At 50.5% G+C, this 21,365-nt stretch carries 23 protein-coding genes and 1 pseudogene; 22 read left to right on the top strand and 2 right to left on the bottom strand.

Annotation, left to right across the window (positions count from 1 at the left end):
* Positions 1-12 precede the first annotated feature (12 nt).
* The 18 genes and pseudogenes from HMPREF9162_RS12620 (at position 13) to HMPREF9162_RS12005 (ending at position 17,770) form a co-directional block, all read left to right on the top strand.
* Entirely contained in the window at positions 13-1,143 is a 1,131-nt protein-coding gene (locus HMPREF9162_RS12620) for a restriction endonuclease subunit S (protein WP_009439087.1), read from the top strand.
* A 15-nt stretch (positions 1,144-1,158) separates the two neighbouring features.
* A complete protein-coding gene (locus HMPREF9162_RS12015; RefSeq protein ID WP_071586912.1) occupies positions 1,159-2,034 on the top strand; it encodes a serine protease in 876 nt (291 codons plus the stop codon).
* A gap of 83 nt (positions 2,035-2,117) precedes the next feature.
* The gene (gene xerA / locus HMPREF9162_RS08455; RefSeq protein WP_009439021.1) at positions 2,118-3,113 is read left to right on the top strand and encodes a site-specific tyrosine recombinase/integron integrase; all 996 of its coding nucleotides are present in this window, start codon (positions 2,118-2,120) and stop codon (positions 3,111-3,113) included.
* A 21-nt stretch (positions 3,114-3,134) separates the two neighbouring features.
* Positions 3,135-3,707 carry a restriction endonuclease subunit S gene (locus tag HMPREF9162_RS12010; protein ID WP_071586911.1) on the top strand — a complete coding sequence of 191 codons (573 nt, stop codon included), beginning with the start codon at positions 3,135-3,137 and terminating at the stop codon, positions 3,705-3,707.
* Positions 3,674-6,583 carry a type I restriction endonuclease subunit R gene (locus tag HMPREF9162_RS08450; protein WP_009439056.1) on the top strand — a complete coding sequence of 970 codons (2,910 nt, stop codon included), beginning with the start codon at positions 3,674-3,676 and terminating at the stop codon, positions 6,581-6,583. The genes HMPREF9162_RS12010 and HMPREF9162_RS08450 overlap by 34 nt, the downstream gene beginning before the upstream one ends.
* Positions 6,584-6,651: 68 nt before the next feature.
* Positions 6,652-7,380: a hypothetical protein gene (locus tag HMPREF9162_RS08445; protein WP_037350488.1), complete on the top strand. Its 729-nt coding sequence runs from the start codon at positions 6,652-6,654 to the stop codon at positions 7,378-7,380.
* Complete coding sequence (locus HMPREF9162_RS08440; RefSeq protein WP_139057090.1) at positions 7,320-8,603, top strand: ImmA/IrrE family metallo-endopeptidase; 1,284 nt, start codon at positions 7,320-7,322, stop codon at positions 8,601-8,603. The genes HMPREF9162_RS08445 and HMPREF9162_RS08440 overlap by 61 nt, the downstream gene beginning before the upstream one ends.
* 626 nt (positions 8,604-9,229) lie before the next feature.
* Positions 9,230-9,724 carry an RNA polymerase sigma factor gene (locus tag HMPREF9162_RS08430; RefSeq protein WP_009439067.1) on the top strand — a complete coding sequence of 165 codons (495 nt, stop codon included), beginning with the start codon at positions 9,230-9,232 and terminating at the stop codon, positions 9,722-9,724.
* Between the two features lie 78 nt (positions 9,725-9,802).
* Positions 9,803-10,015, top strand: coding sequence for a hypothetical protein (locus HMPREF9162_RS08425; protein ID WP_009438999.1), 213 nt, complete (start codon positions 9,803-9,805; stop codon positions 10,013-10,015).
* Positions 9,987-10,502: pseudogene (locus HMPREF9162_RS12235) on the top strand (siphovirus Gp157 family protein). Before HMPREF9162_RS08425 ends, HMPREF9162_RS12235 begins: the two are co-directional and overlap by 29 nt.
* 18 nt (positions 10,503-10,520) lie before the next feature.
* Positions 10,521-11,522 (top strand): ATP-binding protein, encoded by a 1,002-nt coding sequence (locus tag HMPREF9162_RS08410; RefSeq protein ID WP_009439035.1) that lies wholly within the window; start codon positions 10,521-10,523, stop codon positions 11,520-11,522.
* 15 nt (positions 11,523-11,537) lie between these two features.
* On the top strand, positions 11,538-12,038 hold the full coding sequence (locus HMPREF9162_RS08405; protein WP_009438995.1) for a hypothetical protein: 501 nt from the start codon (positions 11,538-11,540) through the stop codon (positions 12,036-12,038).
* Between the two features lie 15 nt (positions 12,039-12,053).
* The gene (locus HMPREF9162_RS08400) at positions 12,054-13,628 is read left to right on the top strand and encodes a DEAD/DEAH box helicase (protein ID WP_009438993.1); all 1,575 of its coding nucleotides are present in this window, start codon (positions 12,054-12,056) and stop codon (positions 13,626-13,628) included.
* Between the two features lie 16 nt (positions 13,629-13,644).
* Positions 13,645-15,654 carry an AAA family ATPase gene (locus tag HMPREF9162_RS08395; RefSeq protein ID WP_009439064.1) on the top strand — a complete coding sequence of 670 codons (2,010 nt, stop codon included), beginning with the start codon at positions 13,645-13,647 and terminating at the stop codon, positions 15,652-15,654.
* Between the two features lie 156 nt (positions 15,655-15,810).
* The gene (locus tag HMPREF9162_RS08390) at positions 15,811-16,278 is read left to right on the top strand and encodes a RusA family crossover junction endodeoxyribonuclease (RefSeq protein ID WP_037350482.1); all 468 of its coding nucleotides are present in this window, start codon (positions 15,811-15,813) and stop codon (positions 16,276-16,278) included.
* Between the two features lie 17 nt (positions 16,279-16,295).
* A complete protein-coding gene (locus HMPREF9162_RS08385; RefSeq protein ID WP_009439014.1) occupies positions 16,296-16,808 on the top strand; it encodes a DUF4406 domain-containing protein in 513 nt (170 codons plus the stop codon).
* 62 nt (positions 16,809-16,870) lie between these two features.
* Positions 16,871-17,230 (top strand): DUF1492 domain-containing protein, encoded by a 360-nt coding sequence (locus HMPREF9162_RS08380; RefSeq protein WP_254655378.1) that lies wholly within the window; start codon positions 16,871-16,873, stop codon positions 17,228-17,230.
* A 186-nt stretch (positions 17,231-17,416) separates the two neighbouring features.
* Positions 17,417-17,770 carry an HNH endonuclease signature motif containing protein gene (locus HMPREF9162_RS12005; RefSeq protein WP_009439094.1) on the top strand — a complete coding sequence of 118 codons (354 nt, stop codon included), beginning with the start codon at positions 17,417-17,419 and terminating at the stop codon, positions 17,768-17,770.
* A 22-nt stretch (positions 17,771-17,792) separates the two neighbouring features.
* Here the strand turns inward: HMPREF9162_RS12005 and HMPREF9162_RS08370 are convergent, their stop codons facing one another.
* Positions 17,793-18,065: a type II toxin-antitoxin system YafQ family toxin gene (locus HMPREF9162_RS08370; RefSeq protein WP_009439034.1), complete on the bottom strand. Its 273-nt coding sequence runs from the start codon at positions 18,063-18,065 to the stop codon at positions 17,793-17,795.
* Positions 18,058-18,351 (bottom strand): type II toxin-antitoxin system RelB/DinJ family antitoxin, encoded by a 294-nt coding sequence (locus HMPREF9162_RS08365; RefSeq protein ID WP_006696279.1) that lies wholly within the window; start codon positions 18,349-18,351, stop codon positions 18,058-18,060. The genes HMPREF9162_RS08370 and HMPREF9162_RS08365 overlap by 8 nt, the downstream gene beginning before the upstream one ends.
* A 170-nt stretch (positions 18,352-18,521) precedes the next feature.
* On the opposite strand from HMPREF9162_RS08365, the gene HMPREF9162_RS08360 reads away from it, so the two are divergent.
* From HMPREF9162_RS08360 to HMPREF9162_RS08345, 4 genes are read left to right on the top strand one after another with little or no spacing between them, the layout of a single operon-like run.
* Entirely contained in the window at positions 18,522-19,082 is a 561-nt protein-coding gene (locus tag HMPREF9162_RS08360; RefSeq protein WP_009439000.1) for a P27 family phage terminase small subunit, read from the top strand.
* Between the two features lie 13 nt (positions 19,083-19,095).
* Positions 19,096-20,361 carry a site-specific DNA-methyltransferase gene (locus HMPREF9162_RS08355; RefSeq protein WP_009439010.1) on the top strand — a complete coding sequence of 422 codons (1,266 nt, stop codon included), beginning with the start codon at positions 19,096-19,098 and terminating at the stop codon, positions 20,359-20,361.
* Entirely contained in the window at positions 20,361-20,900 is a 540-nt protein-coding gene (locus tag HMPREF9162_RS08350; RefSeq protein WP_009439079.1) for an N-acetylmuramoyl-L-alanine amidase, read from the top strand. The genes HMPREF9162_RS08355 and HMPREF9162_RS08350 overlap by 1 nt, the downstream gene beginning before the upstream one ends.
* 2 nt (positions 20,901-20,902) lie before the next feature.
* The gene (locus HMPREF9162_RS08345) at positions 20,903-21,184 is read left to right on the top strand and encodes a hypothetical protein (protein ID WP_009438578.1); all 282 of its coding nucleotides are present in this window, start codon (positions 20,903-20,905) and stop codon (positions 21,182-21,184) included.
* Positions 21,185-21,365 lie beyond the last annotated feature (181 nt).

Below are 21,365 nucleotides of genomic sequence, written 5' to 3'. Positions count from 1 at the left end.
GAGGAACGTCTTGTGGCAAAAGTGACATTGGGCGAGGTGGCCATGGAAGCCCGTGAGACCTGCAAAGGGGATAGGAGCGGTTTTCCCACGGTCGGCCTTGAACATATAACCCCGGGAGAAATTCGCCTGTCGGAGTATGACGTAGGCAGTGATAATACGTTCACAAAGCGTTTTCACGAAGGAGATATTCTTTTCGGACGCCGTCGGGCATATCTGAAAAAGGCGGCCATAGCTCCCTTCGAGGGTATTTGCTCCGGGGATATTACCGTAATTCGGGCGATACAGGATAAGATGGAACCGAGGCTACTACCCTTCGTCATTCAAAACGACGACTTCTTTGATTTTGCTGTGGGGCGGTCGGCAGGCTCGCTATCACCCCGCGTGAAGTGGGAGCATCTGAAAACTTACAGCTTCGAGTTGCCGGAGATGGACAAGCAACGTGAACTGGCTGATGTGCTGTGGGCGATAGAGGACACGCGAGCCGCTTATCAAGAACTGGCGGTTGCTATGGAGGAACTCGTCAAATCACAATTTGTAGAGATGTTCGGTGATCCAATATTGAATACTCATGGCTGGCAGAAAGTCTCCTTATCAGCCTTAGCCGAAATAAAAATTGGACCATTCGGCTCACTGCTCCACAGAGAAGATTACATTGTGGGCGGGCATCCCGTAGTGAATCCCTCGCACGTACATGATGGCAACATCGTTATAGATGAAAAACTAACAATCTCCGAAACAAAATATAAAGAACTATCTGCATACCATCTTTTTGAGAATGATGTTGTTCTAGGCAGACGGGGTGAAATGGGTCGCTGTGCCGTCGTACAAACATCTGGTTTGCTCTGCGGAACAGGAAGCATGATAATACGTACTCTTGGAGAAGTCAGAGCAGACTTTCTGCAAAAAATCATTTCCTTTCCTTCATTCAAGAAGATGCTTGAAGATATGGCAGTCGGACAAACCATGCCAAACTTGAATGTTCCTATTATTTCACGGCTTGAAATCATTAAGCCCCCCAATGAAGTTCAAAACGCTTATTATGCCTTTGTCGAACAAGTCGACAAATCGAAATTGACGATCAGAGAGATTCTCAAAAAAAACGCTGCTATGAAATTAGCCATTTTGAGAGAGTACTTGAAATAAGGAGTTGAATTTAACGTGCCTGATAAAATGAGTGTGGATCAACAGTTATTTGCAATAACAACTATAATAGAAACACAATATGCGATAAGAAATGGATTTGCGAGCGCACAGGCAACAGGTTTTTTCTTTAATGAAACAACATCTAATCCTACAGATGGGCCTGAGGGCCATTGGGAAAGATTTGATAAGTTTTGGCTTGTTACCAATCGACATGTTGTTTTCAATACCATAGGCGACGTAGAGTGTTTAGCCCACAATTTAACATTTAATTTACGAAAAGAACATAATGGAAGTATTGAATGGGTTCCAATTACACTGTCGAAAGACGAGTTAAGAAGATCCTTATTACTTCATAGAAATATTGATGTAGATGTAGTTGCAATAGATGTATCTGAATATATAATGCAAAAAATCACACAGGATGATGAAGAAATTAAAAATATTATTATTCCAGTTACACTAACACAAGATAACTTGCCGAACAATCAGCCAATATCTATCGAAGTAACTAGCGACATAATTGTAGCAAGCTATCCACGAGGATTTTATGATATATACAACAAATTTCCTATAATAAAATCAGGTATAATTGCATCCTGCTGGGGGGGGAACTTCAATGGAAGACCAATCTTTCAAATTGACGCGCAGCTATTTCCTGGATCTTCTGGTGGACTGGTAATAAGCAAGCCTACCAATATTACAGTTCATAATGGAGAACTAATGTATCGTGATGGTAGCAAAGAATTTATTTTACTGGGAGTATATTCCGGTGAATATCAATGGACAGATTCTATGACAGGACAGCAACATTCATATGGTTTAGGAAATGTATGGTATTCCTCTTTAATAACAGAAATTATTAAAGAGGGGGAAAAACATATGGAAAATTGAGTATATAAATGAAACAATAATGAGCTCGCTGATTCAAGAAATAGATAAACGGTGGTGGCGGTCGGTGGAAAGGATAATCCACCATGAAAGACATCCTGATCACCGACATCATGCAGGGGATGCTCCCGCATCTGGATAACGCCCAGCTTATCCTCTTGCGGCAGACACTGACAAAGTGTCTCGCCAATAAGGCAGTCACGGAGTGTGCGCCCGCCGCTATCCCCGAAGCCGTCCACGGCAATGAGGAACTTTTGACCATGTTTACCGCTGCTAAAAAAGTGGAGGGATGCAGCGAGAGAACTCTCAACTATTACCAGACGACACTCCTTAAGGTTCTGGGCAGCTTCGATAAGCACATCACCCGAATCACCACGGACGATTTGCGAAAATACCTTTCGGAGTATCAGGAGGAACACAGATGCAGCAAGTCCAATATCGACAATATTCGCCGTATTCTTTCCAGCTTTTTTGCCTGGCTTGAGGAGGAGAACTACATCCTCAAAAGCCCGGTGCGCCGTATCCACAAAATCAAGACGGCGAAGGTAGTCAAGGAAACCTACACAGATGAGGCGTTGGAGCAAATGCGGGACAACTGTACCAATAGTCGTGACTTGGCTATGATTGATCTCCTTGCCTCGACGGGCATGAGGGTGGGGGAGCTTGTGCGGCTAAACCGCAGTGATGTAGATTTCGAGAGTCGCGAGTGCATCGTCTTTGGCAAAGGAAGCAAGGAACGTCCCGTATATTTCGATGCCCGGACGAAGATACACCTCAAGAATTATCTGGACAGCCGTATCGATGATAATCCGGCACTCTTTGTTTCTTTGCAAAAGCCCCATAACCGCCTCCATATCAGCGGCGTAGAGATTCGCCTCCGCGACATGGGCAAAAAGCTCGGCATACCAAAGGTGCATCCGCATAAATTCAGACGCACGCTCGCCACCAGAGCCATCGACAAAGGAATGCCCATTGAGCAAGTACAGCAGCTTTTAGGTCATAGCAAGATTGACACCACCATGGAATACGCCATGGTTGACCAGAACAACGTCAAAAACTCCCATCGGAAGTTCATCGCCTGATTTCAATCACAATTTGTTGAATTGTTCGGGGATAGCAAAAATCCGTTGTTTTCAGTTAGCACAATAGGCGATGAATGTATTTTGAAAAGTGGTACAACCCTTTCGACAGATATGGAAACTGACGATGGTGCTATACCCTATATCAAAGTATCAGATATGAATTTACCTCAAAACAGCATCTACATAAACACTTCAACAAGGTATGTTAGCAGAAAAAACGCAGGAAACACCTTTCTTCAAAAAGGCTCTGTGATTTTTCCTAAAAGAGGAGCAGCTATAGCAACTAATAAGAAAAGGATTCTGGTACATGATACTTGTTGTGATCTCAATATTATGGGGGTCTTGCCTAAAGATAATATTCGCACAACCTATCTGTATAGCTATTTTATGAGTATGGACTTAGGAAGTTTGTATAACGGCTCTACTGTTCCCCAGCTCAACAACAAAGACATTTCTCCCCTAAAGATTAGTGTTCCTCCGATGGAATTGCAAATAGAGTTTGAGCGGCTATTTGAACAAGCCGACAAATCGAAATTTGACCAATTAGGAAGGAGTAGCTCATGTTTAATGAAGACAATACTACGGAAAAGATGATTATCGACACCCTTACCAAAATCGGATGGGAGTATGTGCCGCCGGAAGAATTCACCCGCAGTGAAAACGATCCCTTTGAAGAAGAGATGGTGCGTTCGGCTCTCATCGCGCTTAACCCGGAGATCGCCGAGGACACTTCTCGTGCCGATGAGGTGCTTATCAAACTGCGGCGGCTCTTTGCTACTACAAATGCCGATAATCTTGTGGAGCAAAATGAACGCTTCAAGGCCATGGTTTTTGAGGAGAATACGTTTCCCTTTGGTGAGGATAACCAGTACACATCCATCAAGTATTTTGGCACAGAAATCAACGGCATGAGCGACAAGAATCGTTATGTTGTCACCAATCAATGGATATACCCAACGAAGCAGGGCGGCAAGAGGCTGGATATTGTTCTTCTGGTGAATGGATTTCCTTTTGTCATAGGAGAACTAAAGACTCCCGTTCGCGCCTCGATCAGCTGGCTGGATGGAGCAATGGACATCAATGCCTATGAGCAAAGCATTCCGCAGATGTTCGTCTGCAATGTCTTTAACTTTGCCACCGAGGGCAAACGCTATCGCTATGGTTCGGTGTGTATGCCCGCAGCCAAGTGGGGGCCGTGGCACACGACAGATGATAAGTCAGACGGGAGTCTGGTGGCTGTTCAGACCAGCATGGAGAATATGATAACTCCCTACAAGGTCATGGATTTGTTCCAGTTCTTTACGCTTTACGCCACGGACAGCAAACATCGCAAATACAAGGTCATCGCCCGATACCAGCAGTACGAGGGCGCTAATATGATGATTCACCGTGTTCGGGTAGGCTACCCTAAGCAGGGGCTTATTTGGCATTTCCAAGGTTCGGGGAAATCCTATCTTATGGAATTTGCTGCCGTGAAGATGCGTATGCTGCCGGATTTGCGGAATCCTACGGTGCTGATTGTGGACGACCGATTGGATTTGGAATCCCAGATTACCGCACAGTTCCATGCGTCCGACGTAGGAAACTTGGAGTCGGCATCCACCCGTCAAGAGCTCATGGAAAAACTCCGTATGGACATCCGAAAAATCATCATTACCACGATTTTCCGCTTTCAGGAGGTGGAAGGAGAGCTTTCGCTCCGTGATAATATTATCGTTATGGTGGATGAGTGTCACAGAACGCAGGAAGGGGATTTGGGGGTTAAAATGCGTATGGCTCTGCCAAATGCATTTTTCTTCGGTCTGACGGGAACGCCCATCAACCGCCTCGATAAGAATACGTTTGCTACGTTTGGCGCAACGGAAGACCGCAGCGGCTACATGAGTAAGTATTCCTTTTCTGACTCCATCCGCGACCGTGCAACATTACCGCTCAATTTTGAGCCGGTACCTATTGACCTCAGGGTTGACAGGGAGACGATGGACAGAGAGTTCGATGTGCTGACCGAGGGGTTGAGTGAGGCCGACAAGGCAGAGCTTTCAAAGCGGGTCAATATGCAGGCGATTATGTACGACGAGAAACGCATACATAAAGTCTGTGCCCACATCGCCAAGCATTTTACGGAGAAAATCCGTCCGAACGGTTACAAGGCACAAGTGGTGGTCTACGACCGTCATTGTTGCTTGCAATACAAGAAGGAGCTGGATAAACTGCTGGGCGCTGAATGCTCGACCATTGTCATGGATACCAACAATGACAAAGCCGACGAATACAAAGCCTATCGTCGCTCCAAGGACGAGGAAGCAAAAGTCCTCGACAACTTCCGCGATCCTGGCAACAAACTGCAAATCGTCATTGTGACGGCAAAGCTCTTGACGGGCTTCGATGCACCGATTCTCCAAGTCATGTATCTCGATAAGCCCATGAAAGACCATACGCTGTTGCAGGCGATCTGCCGCACGAACCGAACCTATGATGAAGGAAAGAACTTCGGGCTTATCGTGGACTACATCGGCATCTTCGACAATGTGGCGAAAGCGCTCAATTTTGATGAGTCCAGTATGAAGAAAATTGTCACCAATATCGAGGAGGTCAAGAAGAAAATCCCGGCGCTCATAAAAAAATGTCTCAGTTATTTTATGGGTGTTGATCGTACTGTGGACGGCTGGGAGGGGCTGATGGCAGCACAGGAGTGCATTCCCACCAACAAGGAGAAGGATCAGTTCGCTGCTGATTATGGTGTATTGAACCGTGCTTGGAATGCGCTGTCTCCTGACCCCGTGTTGACACCGTATCGCATGGACTATGTGTGGCTCACCAAGGTCTATGAATCCGTCAAGCCTGTGGGAAATGGCGGCGCACTGATCTGGGCGGCCTTGGGAGCCAAGACCATGGAAATCGTCCATTCAAATCTGGAAGTGGGGCATACCCACGAGGACGAGGAAATTTTGTCTCTCTCGGCGGATTTGATTGATGACTTCATTGCAAAGCACAAGACTCCGAAAGCAGCGGCGAAGCACATGGAGATCGACTTGATGGCGAAAATCAAAAAGCACGGCAATGACCCAAAGTTTATCGAACTAGGAGAGCGGCTGGAAAAACTACGCGAAAAGCATGAGCAAGGTCTTATCACCAGCATCGAGTTCCTGAAGCACCTACTCGAAATGGCGAAAGAGGCAGCACAGGTTGAAAAAGAAGTTGTGCCGGAGGAAGAAGTCGATAAGGGCAAAGCCGCACTCACAGAGCTTTTCAATGGTGTCAAAAACCAGAATACCCCTGTCATCGTGGAGCGTATTGTTATGGATATTGACGGCATTGTGAAGATTGTCCGCTTCGATGGCTGGCAGAACACGACAGCCGGCAAGCAGGAGGTCAAGAAAGCTTTGCGCAGCGTCGTCTGGGTGAAATACAAAATCAAGGACAAGGAAGTATTCGACAAGGCTTATGGCTATATTGAGCAGTATTATTGATGGCCGACTGCCGGAGCTGTTTATTGCGGTTCCGGCATTTTCTTATCATGGAAGAGGGAGAAAGACAGATGGCATACACAGATTTTAAGAGTTATCTCCAAGCGAATTATATAAATATATTGGAGCAGGAAATATCAGCCTTCGTGAATCAGTCCCATGATGGTATGGGCTTTCATTCCATAAATGTTCTGTCGCTATGCAAACAAAAGGTAGAAAATGTCGAAATCAAAACGCTGATTTGCCATGATGATGTAGGGCCGCTCATCAAAATTGAAATCAATCTTTTGGCAGATATTGTATTGCTTGGGCTCGGGACAGAAAAATATGAGGCTGATCGTAAAACGAGATGGTTCACGATCACAGTACAGGCAAAGCTAAAAAATGGTCTCCATGATATGATGGTTCTAGATACCGAGGAGTATTTCGGTGGGAAGTTCGACAAAGAAGATGCTTTGGATGAGTATCTCATCCCATATATTTACGCTGAGGATTTGGAAGACATCGCTGATGATTTCACAGCGTTTTACTGTCAAAATGCCATTTATGATATGTGGTGTTTTCCTGTGGATCACCTTTTGCAGGAGATGGGGATTGACTTCTATCAAGCGGATTTGCCGGATGACGAATTCGGCAGGATGTATTTTCGCAAGTCTACAGAAATTGTAGATGAGAGGTTTTTTATCCACGCTTATATGATAGAACGGAATCCGTCGAAAAGGAACTTCGACCAGGAACGATGCTCATCAGTAAAAAACGCTCCTTTATGGGGGAATTGGGTAGCCCACTCAATACGATAGCCCATGAAATCATCCATTGGGAAAAACACCAGAAGTTCTTCGAGATTCTGGCGCTCTTGAATCAGGAGGAGACAAACCTGTCATGCAAAGTGTCGCCGGATGTGACACCAGAAGCATTGCAGGGTGTGGAAAAGGCTGTCTGGTGGGCAGAATGGCAGGCTAATGCCCTTGCCCTCCGAATTTTAATGCCACGCGTGTATTTTGATGATATTTTTCCGAAGATTATTGAAGAAAAATATTCTACGCCTTATCGTCGCACTGGGGATGTTATGGAGAATGCTTTAGAAAGTGTTGCGAAGTGTTTCGGTGTTTCGCGCTATGAAGCAAAATTACGTGCCTTGCAGCTTGGATACAAATGTGCAGAGGGGAGTTTTTTATATGTAAACGGGGGCTATAAGTATCCGTATGTGTTCAATCCTGATGCACTCGGTGAATATCAGACTTTTTTGCTTGACGAGAAGAATTTTGAGCGGCTTTACGATGAGGCTGAATCTTTCGCGGCTCTCTTTGAGAGTGAAGCATTTGTTTATCTCGGCTATCTCGTCTGCATCAACGACGAAAAATATGTAAAATATCTGGGTGAAGATAAAGGTTATGAACTTACACAGTATGGGTTGGAGCATGTTGATGAATGCTGTTTGAAATTCAACAGAAACTATGAGCTTAACAAAAGTTCTGGTGATTATTACAATATGTGCTATCTGAGCCAAAATATAAATGCGGCATCTTTTAGCGAAACACGTAATATCGATGAGGAGGATATGCAGGACAAAAAAGAGCAAGCAGTTGAACGGCAAAAGCTAAAAGAAGAGGGCATTCGCGTGATGCAAATTCTGCGAAACTTACCCAACTCCTTCTCGGGAACATTAAATGCCCACATGAAGAGATTGGATGCATATAATCCAAGAACAAACCGACGGGGCAAATTTACCAATATGGAATTGGCAATCAGGACAGGATTATCAGAGGATTACATTAGTCAGCTTAGAAATGATGAGACGCGAGTATCTCTTGAGAGTGTTTGTGCATTATGCATCGGAATGCATTTGCATCCTATTCTGAGTATGGATTTGATAAAAAAATCAAAAAATGATTTTCCCGATGATGAGGAAGGATTTTTCGGTCACTACCTTATACAACATCACTTCATGGACACGCTGGCATTCTGCAACACCCAGCTAAAAGCTGAGGGGTATCGAACATGGGGGAAAATTGTTGCTTAAAAATTATTTTCAGAAATGGTCGGACTGAGAGTCCGGCTATTTTTGTAGGCGTTGTAAAGCTCCATAGCCACAGATGGTGACATCTATGACTGTGGAGCTTATTTTTCGCTCAAAATTCGGACTGACAATCCGCATGTCTCTGATGGGCTTTTGATAAATTTTATATCAGAAAGCATCTTCGCCGAGATTAGCGTCTTGGATTCCATCTAACTCCTCGGCACTCATGAAGCCGAGGCTCAAGGGGAGGAGGTTGGTGCTTGAATAATGCAGTCACTATTGAGAGTCGACCAACGTCACGGAAGCCCGTGGCTTGACTGGCGTGCGCAGACAGTAAAGCTATATCAGCAGTAAGGGGGAAAAATCTACATTTTTGTTAATGGAATTTATGTGAATGTGAACATTCACAAGCCGTAATTGTAAATCTTGTAAATTTCTCAATGCCTTGAGATGGCCATTAGGGGCGGCGGGAACGCACGAAGAGACGAACTGCGCGAGCAGTATTGGCACTTCGGTGTTTCCACCGTGACTTTTTGCGCCCATCTTCAAGCGAAAGAGGCCGGTGTACATCGCGTGCATCGGCCTTTTGTGTTCCTGCCGCCCGCATCCAAGGCGGAAAGGACACGACCATGAAAATTGCTCTGTATTACGAAGACAAGCTCCATCCGACTGTTTTGGAAGTTTCGGAGGAGGAATGCACCGTCATGGTGGAGACGGACTATCGGCAGCGGCTGAATGCCGCCGAGGACAAGAACGCAGTTCAGCGGCGCACGGCACAGGAGATTTTGGATGCCGAGGTCAATGCTCCGACTTTCCGTAGGAATCGCACCGAGACGCGTCGCCATGTCCACTTGTCGTCGGACGATCTTGACCGCCGGAGGGCGGATGCCATGCCCGATGTGCCGACGGCTTTGCTCGGCGCGGATTATTCGGAGCTTCATCATGCCATTGCGCAGCTTCGTCCGCAGCAACGGGAGCTTCTGCGGCGCGTATTTTGGGAAGGCGTGCGCCAGTCGGAGATTGCGCGTCAGGAGGGCGTATTGGAAAGCACCATATCGGAGCGGATGCGGCGCATCTATCAGCGGCTCAGGAAATTCTTGCCTGACAAGAAAAATTTTCTATGAAACCATGAAGTTTTGCATTTCCCGTGGCTCTTAGGTGAAGGGTAACATCAAATCGCCCTTCGGAAAGGATGAATCGAGATGCATCACACACTCAACATCAAGGTCTCCAAGGAGCGCACCAATGGTGGGATCGTGGCCTGCCGCCGGCTCACGGTGCGGGAGCGTCTGCTTCGCTTCTTCCTTGGCTGTCCCGTGAAGCTCACGGTTATCGTGCCGGGAGACTCCGTGGACGAGGTAGCCATCTTCGAGAAGAGAAAGGAGAATGCTTATGCCGGCACGACCGCTTTATGAGTTTGCCGCAGGTTTCAACGCGCTCTTCGACCTCGTCTTGGACGAGTCGATGGATTTGGAGCTTTTGGAAGAGGGGCTGCAGTCCATCGAGTGCGCCCTTGAGGAGAAATGCGCGAACGGCATCGCGCTCATCAAATCGCTGGAAGCGTATGCGGAGGCATACAGCAAGGAAGAGAAACGCTTTGAAGCGCAGCGGCAGATTTTAGAGAACCGCATCAAACGTATCAAGGAGTGATACCGGCAGAACCTCGATGCGATGGGGAAAACCAAAGTTCCCACGAGGTACGGTGTCATGAGTGTTCAGAAGAACGGCGGCAAACAGCCCCTCAAGATTGACGATGCCGCCCTTATCCCGGACGCCTATCTCATCACCGTGCCGGAGCATAAGGACGTGAACCGCGAGGCACTCTATGAAGCTCTGAGCAGCGGCGAGGAAGTTCCCGGCGCCCACTTGGAGGCGAGAGGACGAAGTCTTCGGATTAAGTGAGCAGAAAGGAGATACGCAATGCTGAACATCACCAAAGGGAAAATTGACCGCGCCCAAAAGGTGGTCATCTACGGTTCTGAGGGCATCGGAAAGTCCGGTCTTGCCGCTAGATTCCCCGATCCGCTCTTCATCGACACCGAGGGCGGAACAGCGCACATGGATGTGCGCCGCATCGAGAAGCCGCAGTCGTGGGAGGAAATGATCTCCGTGCTCAAGGAAGTGGCAGCGACCAAGGATGTGTGCAGGACGTTGGTGCTGGATACCGCCGATTGGGCAGAGCAGCTGATCGTCAGCTACCTCTGCACAAAGTACAAGCAGAACTCCATCGAGTCTTTCGGCTACGGCAAGGGGTATACCTATTTGGGCGAGGAGTTTTCGCGGCTTCTCGGCGCATTGGATATGGTTCTGACTTCTGGAGTTCATGTGGTGGTCACGGCACACGCCAAGATGCGGAAGTTTGAACAGCCGGACGAGATGGGGGCATACGACCGCTGGGAGATGAAACTCAGCAAGCAGGTAGCGCCGCTCCTTAAAGAATGGTGCGACATTTTGCTCTTTTGTAACTACCAGACCTTTGTGGTCACCTCGGAGAACAACACGCAGAAGGCACAGGGCGGCAAGCGTGTCATGTACACGTCCCACCATCCCGCATGGGACGCGAAGAGCCGCGTGCCGCTGCCGGAAGTCTTGGATCTGGACTACAAACACATCGCTCATATCTTCTCGTGGGGGCAGACTCCGGCAGCCACAATCGTCACGCAGACAGCAATGCAGGAGACACCGGCACCGCAGCAGCAGAACCTGCCGGAGGAAGAAAGCGCTGTTGATGTGTTTCACAGCATTTTGAAGGAGAAGGGTGTCACCGAGGAGGAGGTGCGGCAGGTGGTCGCCGCGCGTGGGAAATACTCAGTGGAGACCCCGATTGACGCCTACCCCGACGAGTTTTTGTACGGCTACGTCATCCGCTACTGGGATCAGATTTTTGACATCATTCAGCAAAGCCGCAAGGCAAAAGGCTAAGGGAGGAAATACATCATGGCAGATTCGATCAATAACAACGTGGGTATGGATTGGACTGACACCATTGAAAGCGATGGTCAGGAATTCATTCTCCTGCCCGAAGGGGATTACAACTTCGTGGTGTCCGCTTTTGAGCGGGGGCGTTTTCCGGGGAGCGCCAAGATGCAGGCCTGCAACAAAGCTACGCTTACCCTGCAGGTGGAAACGAAGCAGGGCGTCGCCAGCGTTCGTACTGACCTTATTTTGAACCGCCTCGTGGAGTGGCGCATTTCAGCGTTCTTTCGCTGCATCGGCAGGAAGAAGCACGGCGAGAGGCTGGCGATGAACTGGAACAATCTCGAAGGTGCCAAGGGACGGGCGCATTTTAAGCCCCGCAAATATACCGACCGGGATGGCAATGAGAAACAGACCAACGATGTGGATCGCTTCTACGATTATGACGAGAAGTTCTTTCCGGTCGAGGACTCTGCGGACTTCGGCGGGATTCCCGTCAGCGCGGCGGACATTCCGTTCTGATGGGAGGACAAGCAAGTGGAACTTAGACCGTATCAGGTCGAGGCGAAACAGGCAATCCTGTCCGAGTGGAGCGAGGGGCGTCGCAAGACACTCCTCGTCCTCTCCACAGGGCTCGGAAAGACGATTGTGTTTTCCTCGGTGACAGAACATCAAGTGAAGTTGGGACACAGAGTCCTCATCATGGCGCATCGTGGGGAACTTCTCAGCCAAGCCGCTGACAAGCTGAAGATGCTCACGGGACTTGATGCAGCATTTGAGCAGGGAGAGAACCGCAGCCTCGGCAGTTTCTTTTCCGTGACAGTAGGATCGGTGCAGTCCCTTTGCCAAGAAAAGCGGCTTTCGATGTTTCCGCAGGATTATTTTCAGGACATCATCGTGGACGAGGCGCACCACGCACTCTCGGAGAGCTATCAGCGTGTGCTCGCGCATTTTCCGGATGCCAATGTCCTCGGAGTAACGGCAACACCCGACCGTGGAGACAAGCAGACGCTCGGCACATTTTTTGACTCACAGGCTTACGAGTATTCCATGAGCCGCGCCATCCGGGAGGGGTATCTCTCTCCCGTCAAGGCGCGGATGATTCCCCTGCAGCTGGATATCAGCAAGGCGGGTATCTCCGGCGGGGATTACAGCGCAGCGGACATCGGCTGCGCCTTGGAGCCGTACCTCCATCAGATTGCAGACGAGATGGGGCGTTACTGCAGGGGCAGAAAGACCGTGGTGTTTCTGCCGCTCATCGCCACATCGCAGAAGTTCTGTCGGATGCTGAATGACATCGGCATGAGGGCGGCGGAAGTCAACGGCATGAGCGATGACCGTTCGAAAATCCTCGCAGAGTTTGAGCATGGCATGTACGACGTGCTGTGCAACTCCATGCTCCTTACAGAAGGTTGGGACTGTCCCGCTGTGGACTGCATTGTAATTTTGCGCCCCACCAAAGTGCGGAGCCTCTATCAGCAGATGGTGGGACGGGGAATGCGGCTCTTTCCGGGCAAGGAGAACTTGCTCCTGCTGGATTTTCTATGGCTGACGGAGCGTCACGACCTCTGCAGACCGTCGTCTCTCATTGCCAAGGACGCGAAGATCGCCTCAATGATGGATGAAAACCTCCGAAATGACGAGGAAGTGGACATCCTCGAAGCCGAAGAGGATGCGGAGCGGGACGTGATGCGTGAACGGGAGGAAGCATTGGCGCGGGAGCTTGCCGCGATGCGGAGCAAGAAGAAAAAACTCGTCGATCCCATCCAGTATGCACTCTCCATCGCCGCCGAGGATCTCACTAGCTATGCACCGACCTTCCCTTGGGAAATGGGACCGCCGTCTGAAAAGCAGCTTTCCTTTTTGGAAAAACGTGGCATCCTGCCCGACACCGTGGGAAATGCTGGGCTTGCCTCGCTCCTCATCGACCGTCTGAAACGGCGGCAGGAGGAAGGACTCGCCACACCCAAGCAGATCCGCTGCTTGGAGCGTTACGGCTTTCGGCGCGTAGGCACATGGCAGTTCGATGCAGCCAGTGCTCTGATCTCCCGCTTGGCGATGAATCATTGGCGCGTCCCCCAGGGGATGACACCGTCTGTATATACACCGTGAAAGGACGTGATTTTTCATGGACAAGAATATCTTGTCGGCTTTGAAGTACATCAACGTTGCGGAGGTTGACCGCGCCACATGGATCTCGGTAGGTATGGCACTCAAGGAGGAAGGATATCCCTGCTCCATCTGGGACGATTGGAGTCAGAGAGATCCTCGTTACCATCCCGGCGAATGCGAGAAGAAGTGGGAGGGCTTTAACGGCACGACCACTCCCGTTAAGGGCGGAACGATTGTGCAGCTGGCAAAAGAGCGCGGCTGGATGCCCTGCGCTGAGGGAGCGATGGCATGGGACGATACCATTGAGTATGACGGCAACGACGGCTTCAACGGCTTTGCCCCTCCCGATGCGTGGAATCCCGTGCAGGATTTGATCGACTATCTCTCCCTGCTGTTTGACGTCGATGACCGTGTGGGATATGTCACGGGCGATGTGTGGAAGGACAGCGAGGGTAAGTGGCTGCCCAGTAAGGGCGTGTATGACCGCACGGCAGGGGAGCTGATCGCATCCCTCAAGAAGCACGCCAATGACATTGGAGCGACCGTAGGTGACTGGAAACCCGAGGTGGGCGGTTGGATTCGGTTCAATCCACTGGATGGCGAGGGTGTGAAAAACGAGAACGTCACCAAGTTCAAGTATGCGTTGGTGGAATCCGACACGCTTCCCATCGCCGAGCAGGATGTCCTCTTCCGCAAGCTGGAACTGCCGATTGCAGCACTCGTTCATAGCGGGGGCAAGAGCCTCCACGCCATAGTGCGTGTGGATGCCATTAACTATGAGGAGTACCGAAAGCGGGTGGAGTTTCTCTATGACTTCATGGAACAGCAGGGCGTACCCATCGACAAGCAGAACCGCAATCCCTCACGGCTTTCCCGGATGCCGGGACTCACTCGAAACGGCAATCGTCAGTACCTCGCCGCAACGAACATCGGCAGGAAGTCATGGACGGACTGGATGGATTTCGTGGAGGGCGCGACGGATGAACTGCCGCCATTGGAATCTCTCGCCAAGTACAAGGACAATCCGCCGAAACTGCCGGAGGAGATTATAAAGGGAATCTTGCGCCGTGGACACAAGATGATTATTTCCGGTTCTTCCAAAGCAGGGAAGTCATTTCTCCTCATGGAACTTTGCGTTGCCATAGCCGAGGGGGCGAAGTGGTTGGGATTTCCCTGCCGCAAGGGGCGTGTGCTGTATGTCAATTTGGAGATTGATCCGGCAAGCTGTATCATCAGATTCCTCAAGATTTACGAGGCGTTGGGGCTTCCCATGAATGACTCAGAAAACATCATCGTGTGGAACTTGAGAGGCTACGCTGTGCCATTAGACCAGCTTGTGCCAAAACTCATCCGCCGGGTGCGCGACCAGCATTTGGATGCCATTGTTATCGATCCCATCTACAAGGTCATCACGGGAGATGAAAACAACGCATCCGAAATGGGGCAGTTCTGTAACCAGTTTGACAAGATTTGCACGGAGACCGGATGCTCTGCGATTTATTGCCATCACCATAGCAAGGGAGCGCAGGGAAACAAGCGGGCGATGGACAGGGCTTCCGGCTCCGGCGTATTTGCCCGCGACCCCGATGCCCAGCTTGACATGATCCAGTTGGAACTCACGGATGACATCAAGAACAATCTGCGGGACGGTCACGCTACGGCTTGGCGTTTGGAGTCGAGCCTTCGTGAATTCGAGAATATCGAGCCGGTGAACTTCTGGTTCGAGTATCCCATTCATCGGTTGGACACGCATGGCAATCTCGGTGAGATGCCCGCACAGGGAACACTGGAGGCGGGGCGCATGAAGAACAGCCACGCCAAGACTGCAGAGGCGTGTGCGGAGGAATTCCGAAACGCCTACCAGGCACTCAATATGGACGGAAACGTAACGGTTTCCGACATGATGGGCTATCTCAATGTGTCGGACAAAACCGTCTACGCAAGACTCAAAAAACTGGACGGCGAATTCATCCTCAAAAAAAGCCGTATCTTAAGGAATGACGGGGCTTCCAAGGATTTTGAGTAAATTCTTCTTCTACGCTGTTTATATATACATATAAACAGAAGAAACGTCGTTACCCTCCCAAAGTGGGAAGGACGTACTACGTCCTGTCCTTCCCCTTTGAGGAGAGTAACGTGACAAAACAGCCGAGAGGAATCAAAAGAAAGGCAGGTTTAGAAAATGATATTTTTCCTCGACATCAATCCTCCTACGGTGACCGCGCAGGAGAAATCCGTGCGGATCGTGGGCGGCAGACCGATATTTTATGACCCGACTCCCCTAAAGAAGGCAAAGGTGCTTCTGACCGCACATCTGGGGAAATATCGTCCGACCGCACCTCTGGACGGAGCCTTGGAGCTTCGCACCACATGGCTCTTCCCGGTGGGCAAATTCCATAAAAGCGGCGAGTGGCGCACGACCCGCCCGGATACCGACAATCTGCAGAAAATGCTCAAGGACTGCATGACCAGGTGCGGCTACTGGAAGGACGATGCCCAAGTAGTGCGGGAGATCGTGGAAAAGCAGTGGGCGGCAGAGCCGGGGATCCACATTGAAATCAAGCAGCTGGGGATTCAGCGCACATCGAACCGCAATGGGGAAGGCTACAGCGACCCTACAGCAAGAGACGCGCTGAGGCACTGCAAGTAAGAAAGGAGTAGATCGCTATGAACATGATTTATATTTCCCATCCCTACACGGGAGCTGAAAAAGAGAACCGCAAGGCAGCAGCGGCGATTGCAGCAGAGTTTTCCAAGAAATATCCGCATATCTTGTTCGTTAATCCGCTGGATGCCATGCGGCACTTGAAAGCTGCCAGATTTCCCTACGATGCGGTACTGAAGCAGTGCAAAATGCTTCTCGGAAAATGTGATGGTGTGATCATGGCAGGCAACTGGAAGGAGAGCAACGGCTGCATGGAGGAATATCTGTACGCAGTCAATCATCGGCTGGCGATTTGGGAAGGCACGGAGGAATTTGATGCCGAGGAAGTCATGCCCCATGACTGCTGCGGAACGCACACGGCTTGCAAAAAATGTATCTGCAAGGCGTGCGCTCATCGCCTTGCGTGCTGGAACTGCAACGATTGTGTGCAGGAGGCGGGGCAGACTGCGCCCATAGGCTATACGGATGGCGACATTTGGAAGCCGTCCTGCTCCCGCTACGAAAAGAAAGGCTGATCATGATGACCGCTAAGGAATATCTGAGCCAGGCATTCAAGATTGACAGAAAAATAGACAGCATGCTGGAACAGTCCGTGAGACTGCGCAGCATGGCCACCAAGACCACCACCGTCCTTAGCGATATGCCGGGGAGTGCTACGAAGAATCCGCACAAGCTCTCGGATGTGGTGGTGAAACTGGTGGAGCAGGAGGAGGAGATTGACCGGGAGATCGACCGCTTGGTAAACCTCCGCGCCGAAATCTATGGCGTGATACAGGCTGTGGAGGATATGGATGAGCGGCTGGTCTTGGAGATGCGCTACATGGGGTATCACACGGTCACGGAGATTGCCAGGCGTATGGCAGTCGGGGAGCGGCAGATATACCGCATCCATGAGCGCGGGCTGAGAAATGTGGCGATACCTTCCCAAAGCGCATGAAATGTCAGGGAATGTCATGAAATGTCAAAAAGCGGAAAAATGTCACAGAATGTCATGGAATGTCAGGTTGATGTCAGTATGACCGATGTGATATGATACACTCAGCAAAAGTAGAAAATCGGTTCAGCCTTCTCGGAGAAGCAGTTCTCCGCGAGGGCTTTTTTAGTGCCGTCGAGGAGGTGTGCGATGCCAAGAAAGCCGAAGCGACCCTGCCGCATGGCGGGGTGTCCGAACCTTACGGATCGAAAGAGCTGCTACTGCGAGACGCACGAAAAAGTTATGCAGCGACACTATGACCATTTCACGCGTGGGTACGATAAGCACGAGAGGTATGGCAGCGCGTGGCGCAGGATTCGTGATCGTCATTTGGTAGGGCATCCGCTCTGCGAGCAATGCAAAGAACGGGGGAGATACGTCCTTGCGACACTCGTGCATCACATTCAATCGATTTCGGAGGGCGGCACACATGACGAGAGCAATTTGATGTCGCTCTGCGTGTCTTGTCATGAGCGGATTCATCAACGGAAAGCACCAAAATAAAAAGCCGACTCCAATGAATCGGCTAGAAGAGATCGCTATGTGAACCCGTGCGGGAAGCGGTCAGAATCAGTTTTCCTTTGTCGATGGCATATACGAGTAGCCAGTCCGGCATGATGTGGCATTCGCGAAAACCAATGTAATCACCAACGAGTGCGTGATCCCGATACCTTTCGGGCAGTTGTTTTTCCGTGCAGAGCATTTTCAGAACATCATCCAGCTTTTGTATATCTGCCCCACGTTTGCGCAGTTTCTTTAAATCCTTGCGGAACTGCGTGGTGGTGACGAGATCAAGCATGGGCATCCTCCGCATCCAGATCATCCATCAGTGCGGACAGCGACGGATAACGCTTCGGCTCAATTTTACCATCCATGATGTCGCGTGCTTCCTGCATGGCAAGAAGTGTTTCCCTATTATAACGGGGCTGTTTCGGTTGGAAGGGAAAGCCTCCCTCCATGATGGATGCGTGCAAGAAGATGTTAATGGCGTCGGTCACGGAGATACCGAAACTGGAAAAAACGGTTTCAGCTTGCGCTTTGATTGTCGGTTCGATGCGCATATTGATTGTTGCGGTCTTGGACATGATGCATAACCTCCTTTTGGTTATTGTAACGCGAAAGTGAAGCAAATGCAATACGCTAGACCCCCTAGGGGCGGTCAAATCTCTAAAACCGCGCCGTTAGTGGACCGGGGAGGGGGCGCACGCACAAAAACGTCGGTTCAAACGGGGTATTAAAGGAAGGGGGCGGGAAGATGGCGCGTGACGGTACAAATCGCGGCGGACGGCGCATCCGGGCGGGAGACAAACCCGAAGCACTCGCAGATAAAATCGCGGGCGGGCGCACAGCACACATGATGGAGTTCCCGATGATGGAACTGGACGGCACAGACCTTGTGGATGCCGCCGACCTCTACGGCGAGGAGATGCCGAATCCGAGCGAGTACCTGTCGGCGCGTCAGCGGAATGGAAAGCCGCTCGGTGCAGACGAGATTTTCCGTGAGACATGGCTGTGGCTGAAGGAACGAGGCTGTGAGCGGCTTGTGAATCCGCGCCTGATTGAAAGCTACGCTCAGGCATTTGCCCGCTTCATCCAGTGTGAGGAGGCGATGAGTCAATACGGGCTCATTGGAAAGCATCCGACGACAGGAGGTGCGATTGCAAGCCCCTTCGTCCAGATGGGACAGGCGTTTCAGAAGCAGTCCAATCTGCTCTGGTATGAGATATTCGACATCGTAAAGCAGAACTGCACAACTACATTCGTCGGCTCTCCGCAAGAGGATCGGATGGAGCGTCTGCTACGGTCGAGGAAGTAAGGAGGGAAGTCATTTGAACAAAACAACATCGGAGATGAAGCTCGTTCCGATCAGTAAACTCGTTCCGTATGCCAACAATGCACGAACACATTCGCCCGAGCAGATTAACAAGCTGCGCGGCAGTCTGCGCGAGTTTGGATTCGTCAGTCCCGTCATCATCGACAAGGACTACGGCATTCTTGCAGGACATGGGCGCGTCATGGCTGCACGGGCAGAGGGCATAGAGAATGTGCCGTGCGTATTCGTCGATCATCTGACGGAGGCGCAGAAGAAGGCATACATCCTCGCGGACAACCGTTTCGCACTCGATGCAGGATGGGATGAAGATATGCTGCGCGTCGAGATGGAAGCCTTGCAGGGTATGGACTTCGACATCTCACTCACGGGCTTTGACGAAGCGGAGATTACCGACCTGCTCTCACTGGATGATGGTGAAGCGCAGGAAGATGACTTTGATGTGGAGGCAGAACTGGAAAAGCCGTGTGTCGCCCAGTCAGGCGATGTCTGGCATCTTGGCAAGCACCGTGTTATCTGCGGAGATTCCACTCTGCCGGAGACATACGAGCGTCTGCTCGGTAGTGAGAAGGTCAATCTCGTCTGCACGGATCCCCCATATATGATCCAGCTTGAAAGCACATCGGGGAAAATCAAGAACGACGATCTGAATGATAAGGACGCCTACGAGTTCCTCAAATCCGCTTTTACCGCCTTTCACTCGGTGATGGCGACCGATGCTTCCATCTACGTTTTCTACGCAACAGCAAAAGCCCGCATCTTTCATGACGCTTATGAGGATGCGGGCTTTAAAGTTGGTGCGGGATTGGTGTGGAAGAAAGACCGCCTCGTCCTCACACGGACGGACTGGAAGTACATCCACGAGCCGATTATCTGGGGATGGAGGAAGGACGGACGGCACAGGTGGTACGGCGATCAGAAGCAGACCACCGTCTTTGCTTTCGACCGCATCAAGGACTCGAAGAAGGACGGCTGCGGTCATCCGTCCTCGAAGCCCGTGCCGCTCATCGCCTACCTTGTCAAACAATGTACGCAGACGAATGGTATCGTTCTCGACGGATTCCTCGGCTCGGCATCAACGCTGATTGCTTGCGACCAGCTGGGGCGTATCTGCTATGGCGTGGAGCTTGAGGCGAAATTCGTGGATGTCGCTGTCGAGCGATACATTCAGAGCAAAGGCGGGAATGCCGAAGATGTGTTTTTGGAACGTGACGGTGAGCGCATTCCGTATGCGGATGTGTTAAAAGCGAAGGAGGAATCGTGATGCGTGTGTTTTTGAATCCGGGTCATGCACCGAACGGGAATCCAGATCCCGGTGCGTGTGGGTATGGGCTGCGAGAGTGTGATGTAGCAAAGAACGTCACTGACCTTGTTGCTGGTTATCTCGCTGCCGCAGGTGTTGAGGTGGTCGGAAAATTGCAGTCCGACAGTCTCCGTGAAGTTGTTTCGGCTTCCAACCGTGCGGATGCCGATGTGTTTATCTCCATCCACTGTAATGCCTGTAACGGCATGGCTCAGGGGACAGAGGTCTGGCACTACTACGGAAGCGGAGAGGGAGAGAAACTGGCACAGTGCATCCAGAATCAGATTGTGGATGCACTCGGAACCGTGGATCGCAGCGTGAAGGGGGCAAAGCCCGGTGTCAACGGTCTGTACGTTCTGAGCAACACCGATGCGGTCGCTGTGATCGTGGAACTTGCGTTTATCGACCATGCGGGTGACGCAGAGCTTCTGCGTTCGCAGCAGGATGAATTTGCCCGCGCCATTGCGCGTGGGGTAACGGACTATGAAGGAGAGTGTTGAAGATGAAACTGGAACACATTCAAAACGAACTGAAAAATCATGTGGGAGATTTCGTGCGGACGGAGGCGAAGGAAGCGACCGTCCTATGGCTGCATGAGAAGGGGCTTCCTGCGGCGCGTGAAGTGTCGGCGGCGTATACGGCGGCACTGAAAGAGAGTGCCGAGAAGGAGTCAGGATGGTGCAGATTCCGTGACCGCATCTTCCTGCCGCTTGTCATTGACGGGGCGATCTGGATGACGGGCAAGATGCTCGAGCGGATGACTGCTCCTCATTCTGTGAAATGATAATACTCTGTGGTTTATCTCACTGAGGCTATGGTGTATACAACACAATCCGCTTGCTAATTCTTCCCATACGAGTGATGAATGTAATGACCAAAGTTCATAAAGGAGGTTTTCAAAATGAAGGTCAATTACAACATCCAGAAGGAAGAGCGCAAGGCGATGGTCGGGATCATCAGCAAGG

The organism is Selenomonas sp. oral taxon 137 str. F0430 (genome assembly GCF_000183625.1).
Lineage (GTDB): Bacteria > Bacillota > Negativicutes > Selenomonadales > Selenomonadaceae > Centipeda > Centipeda artemidis.
Note: the sequence above shows the minus strand (reverse complement) of the source record. Positions and strands in the feature narration are given on the sequence as shown.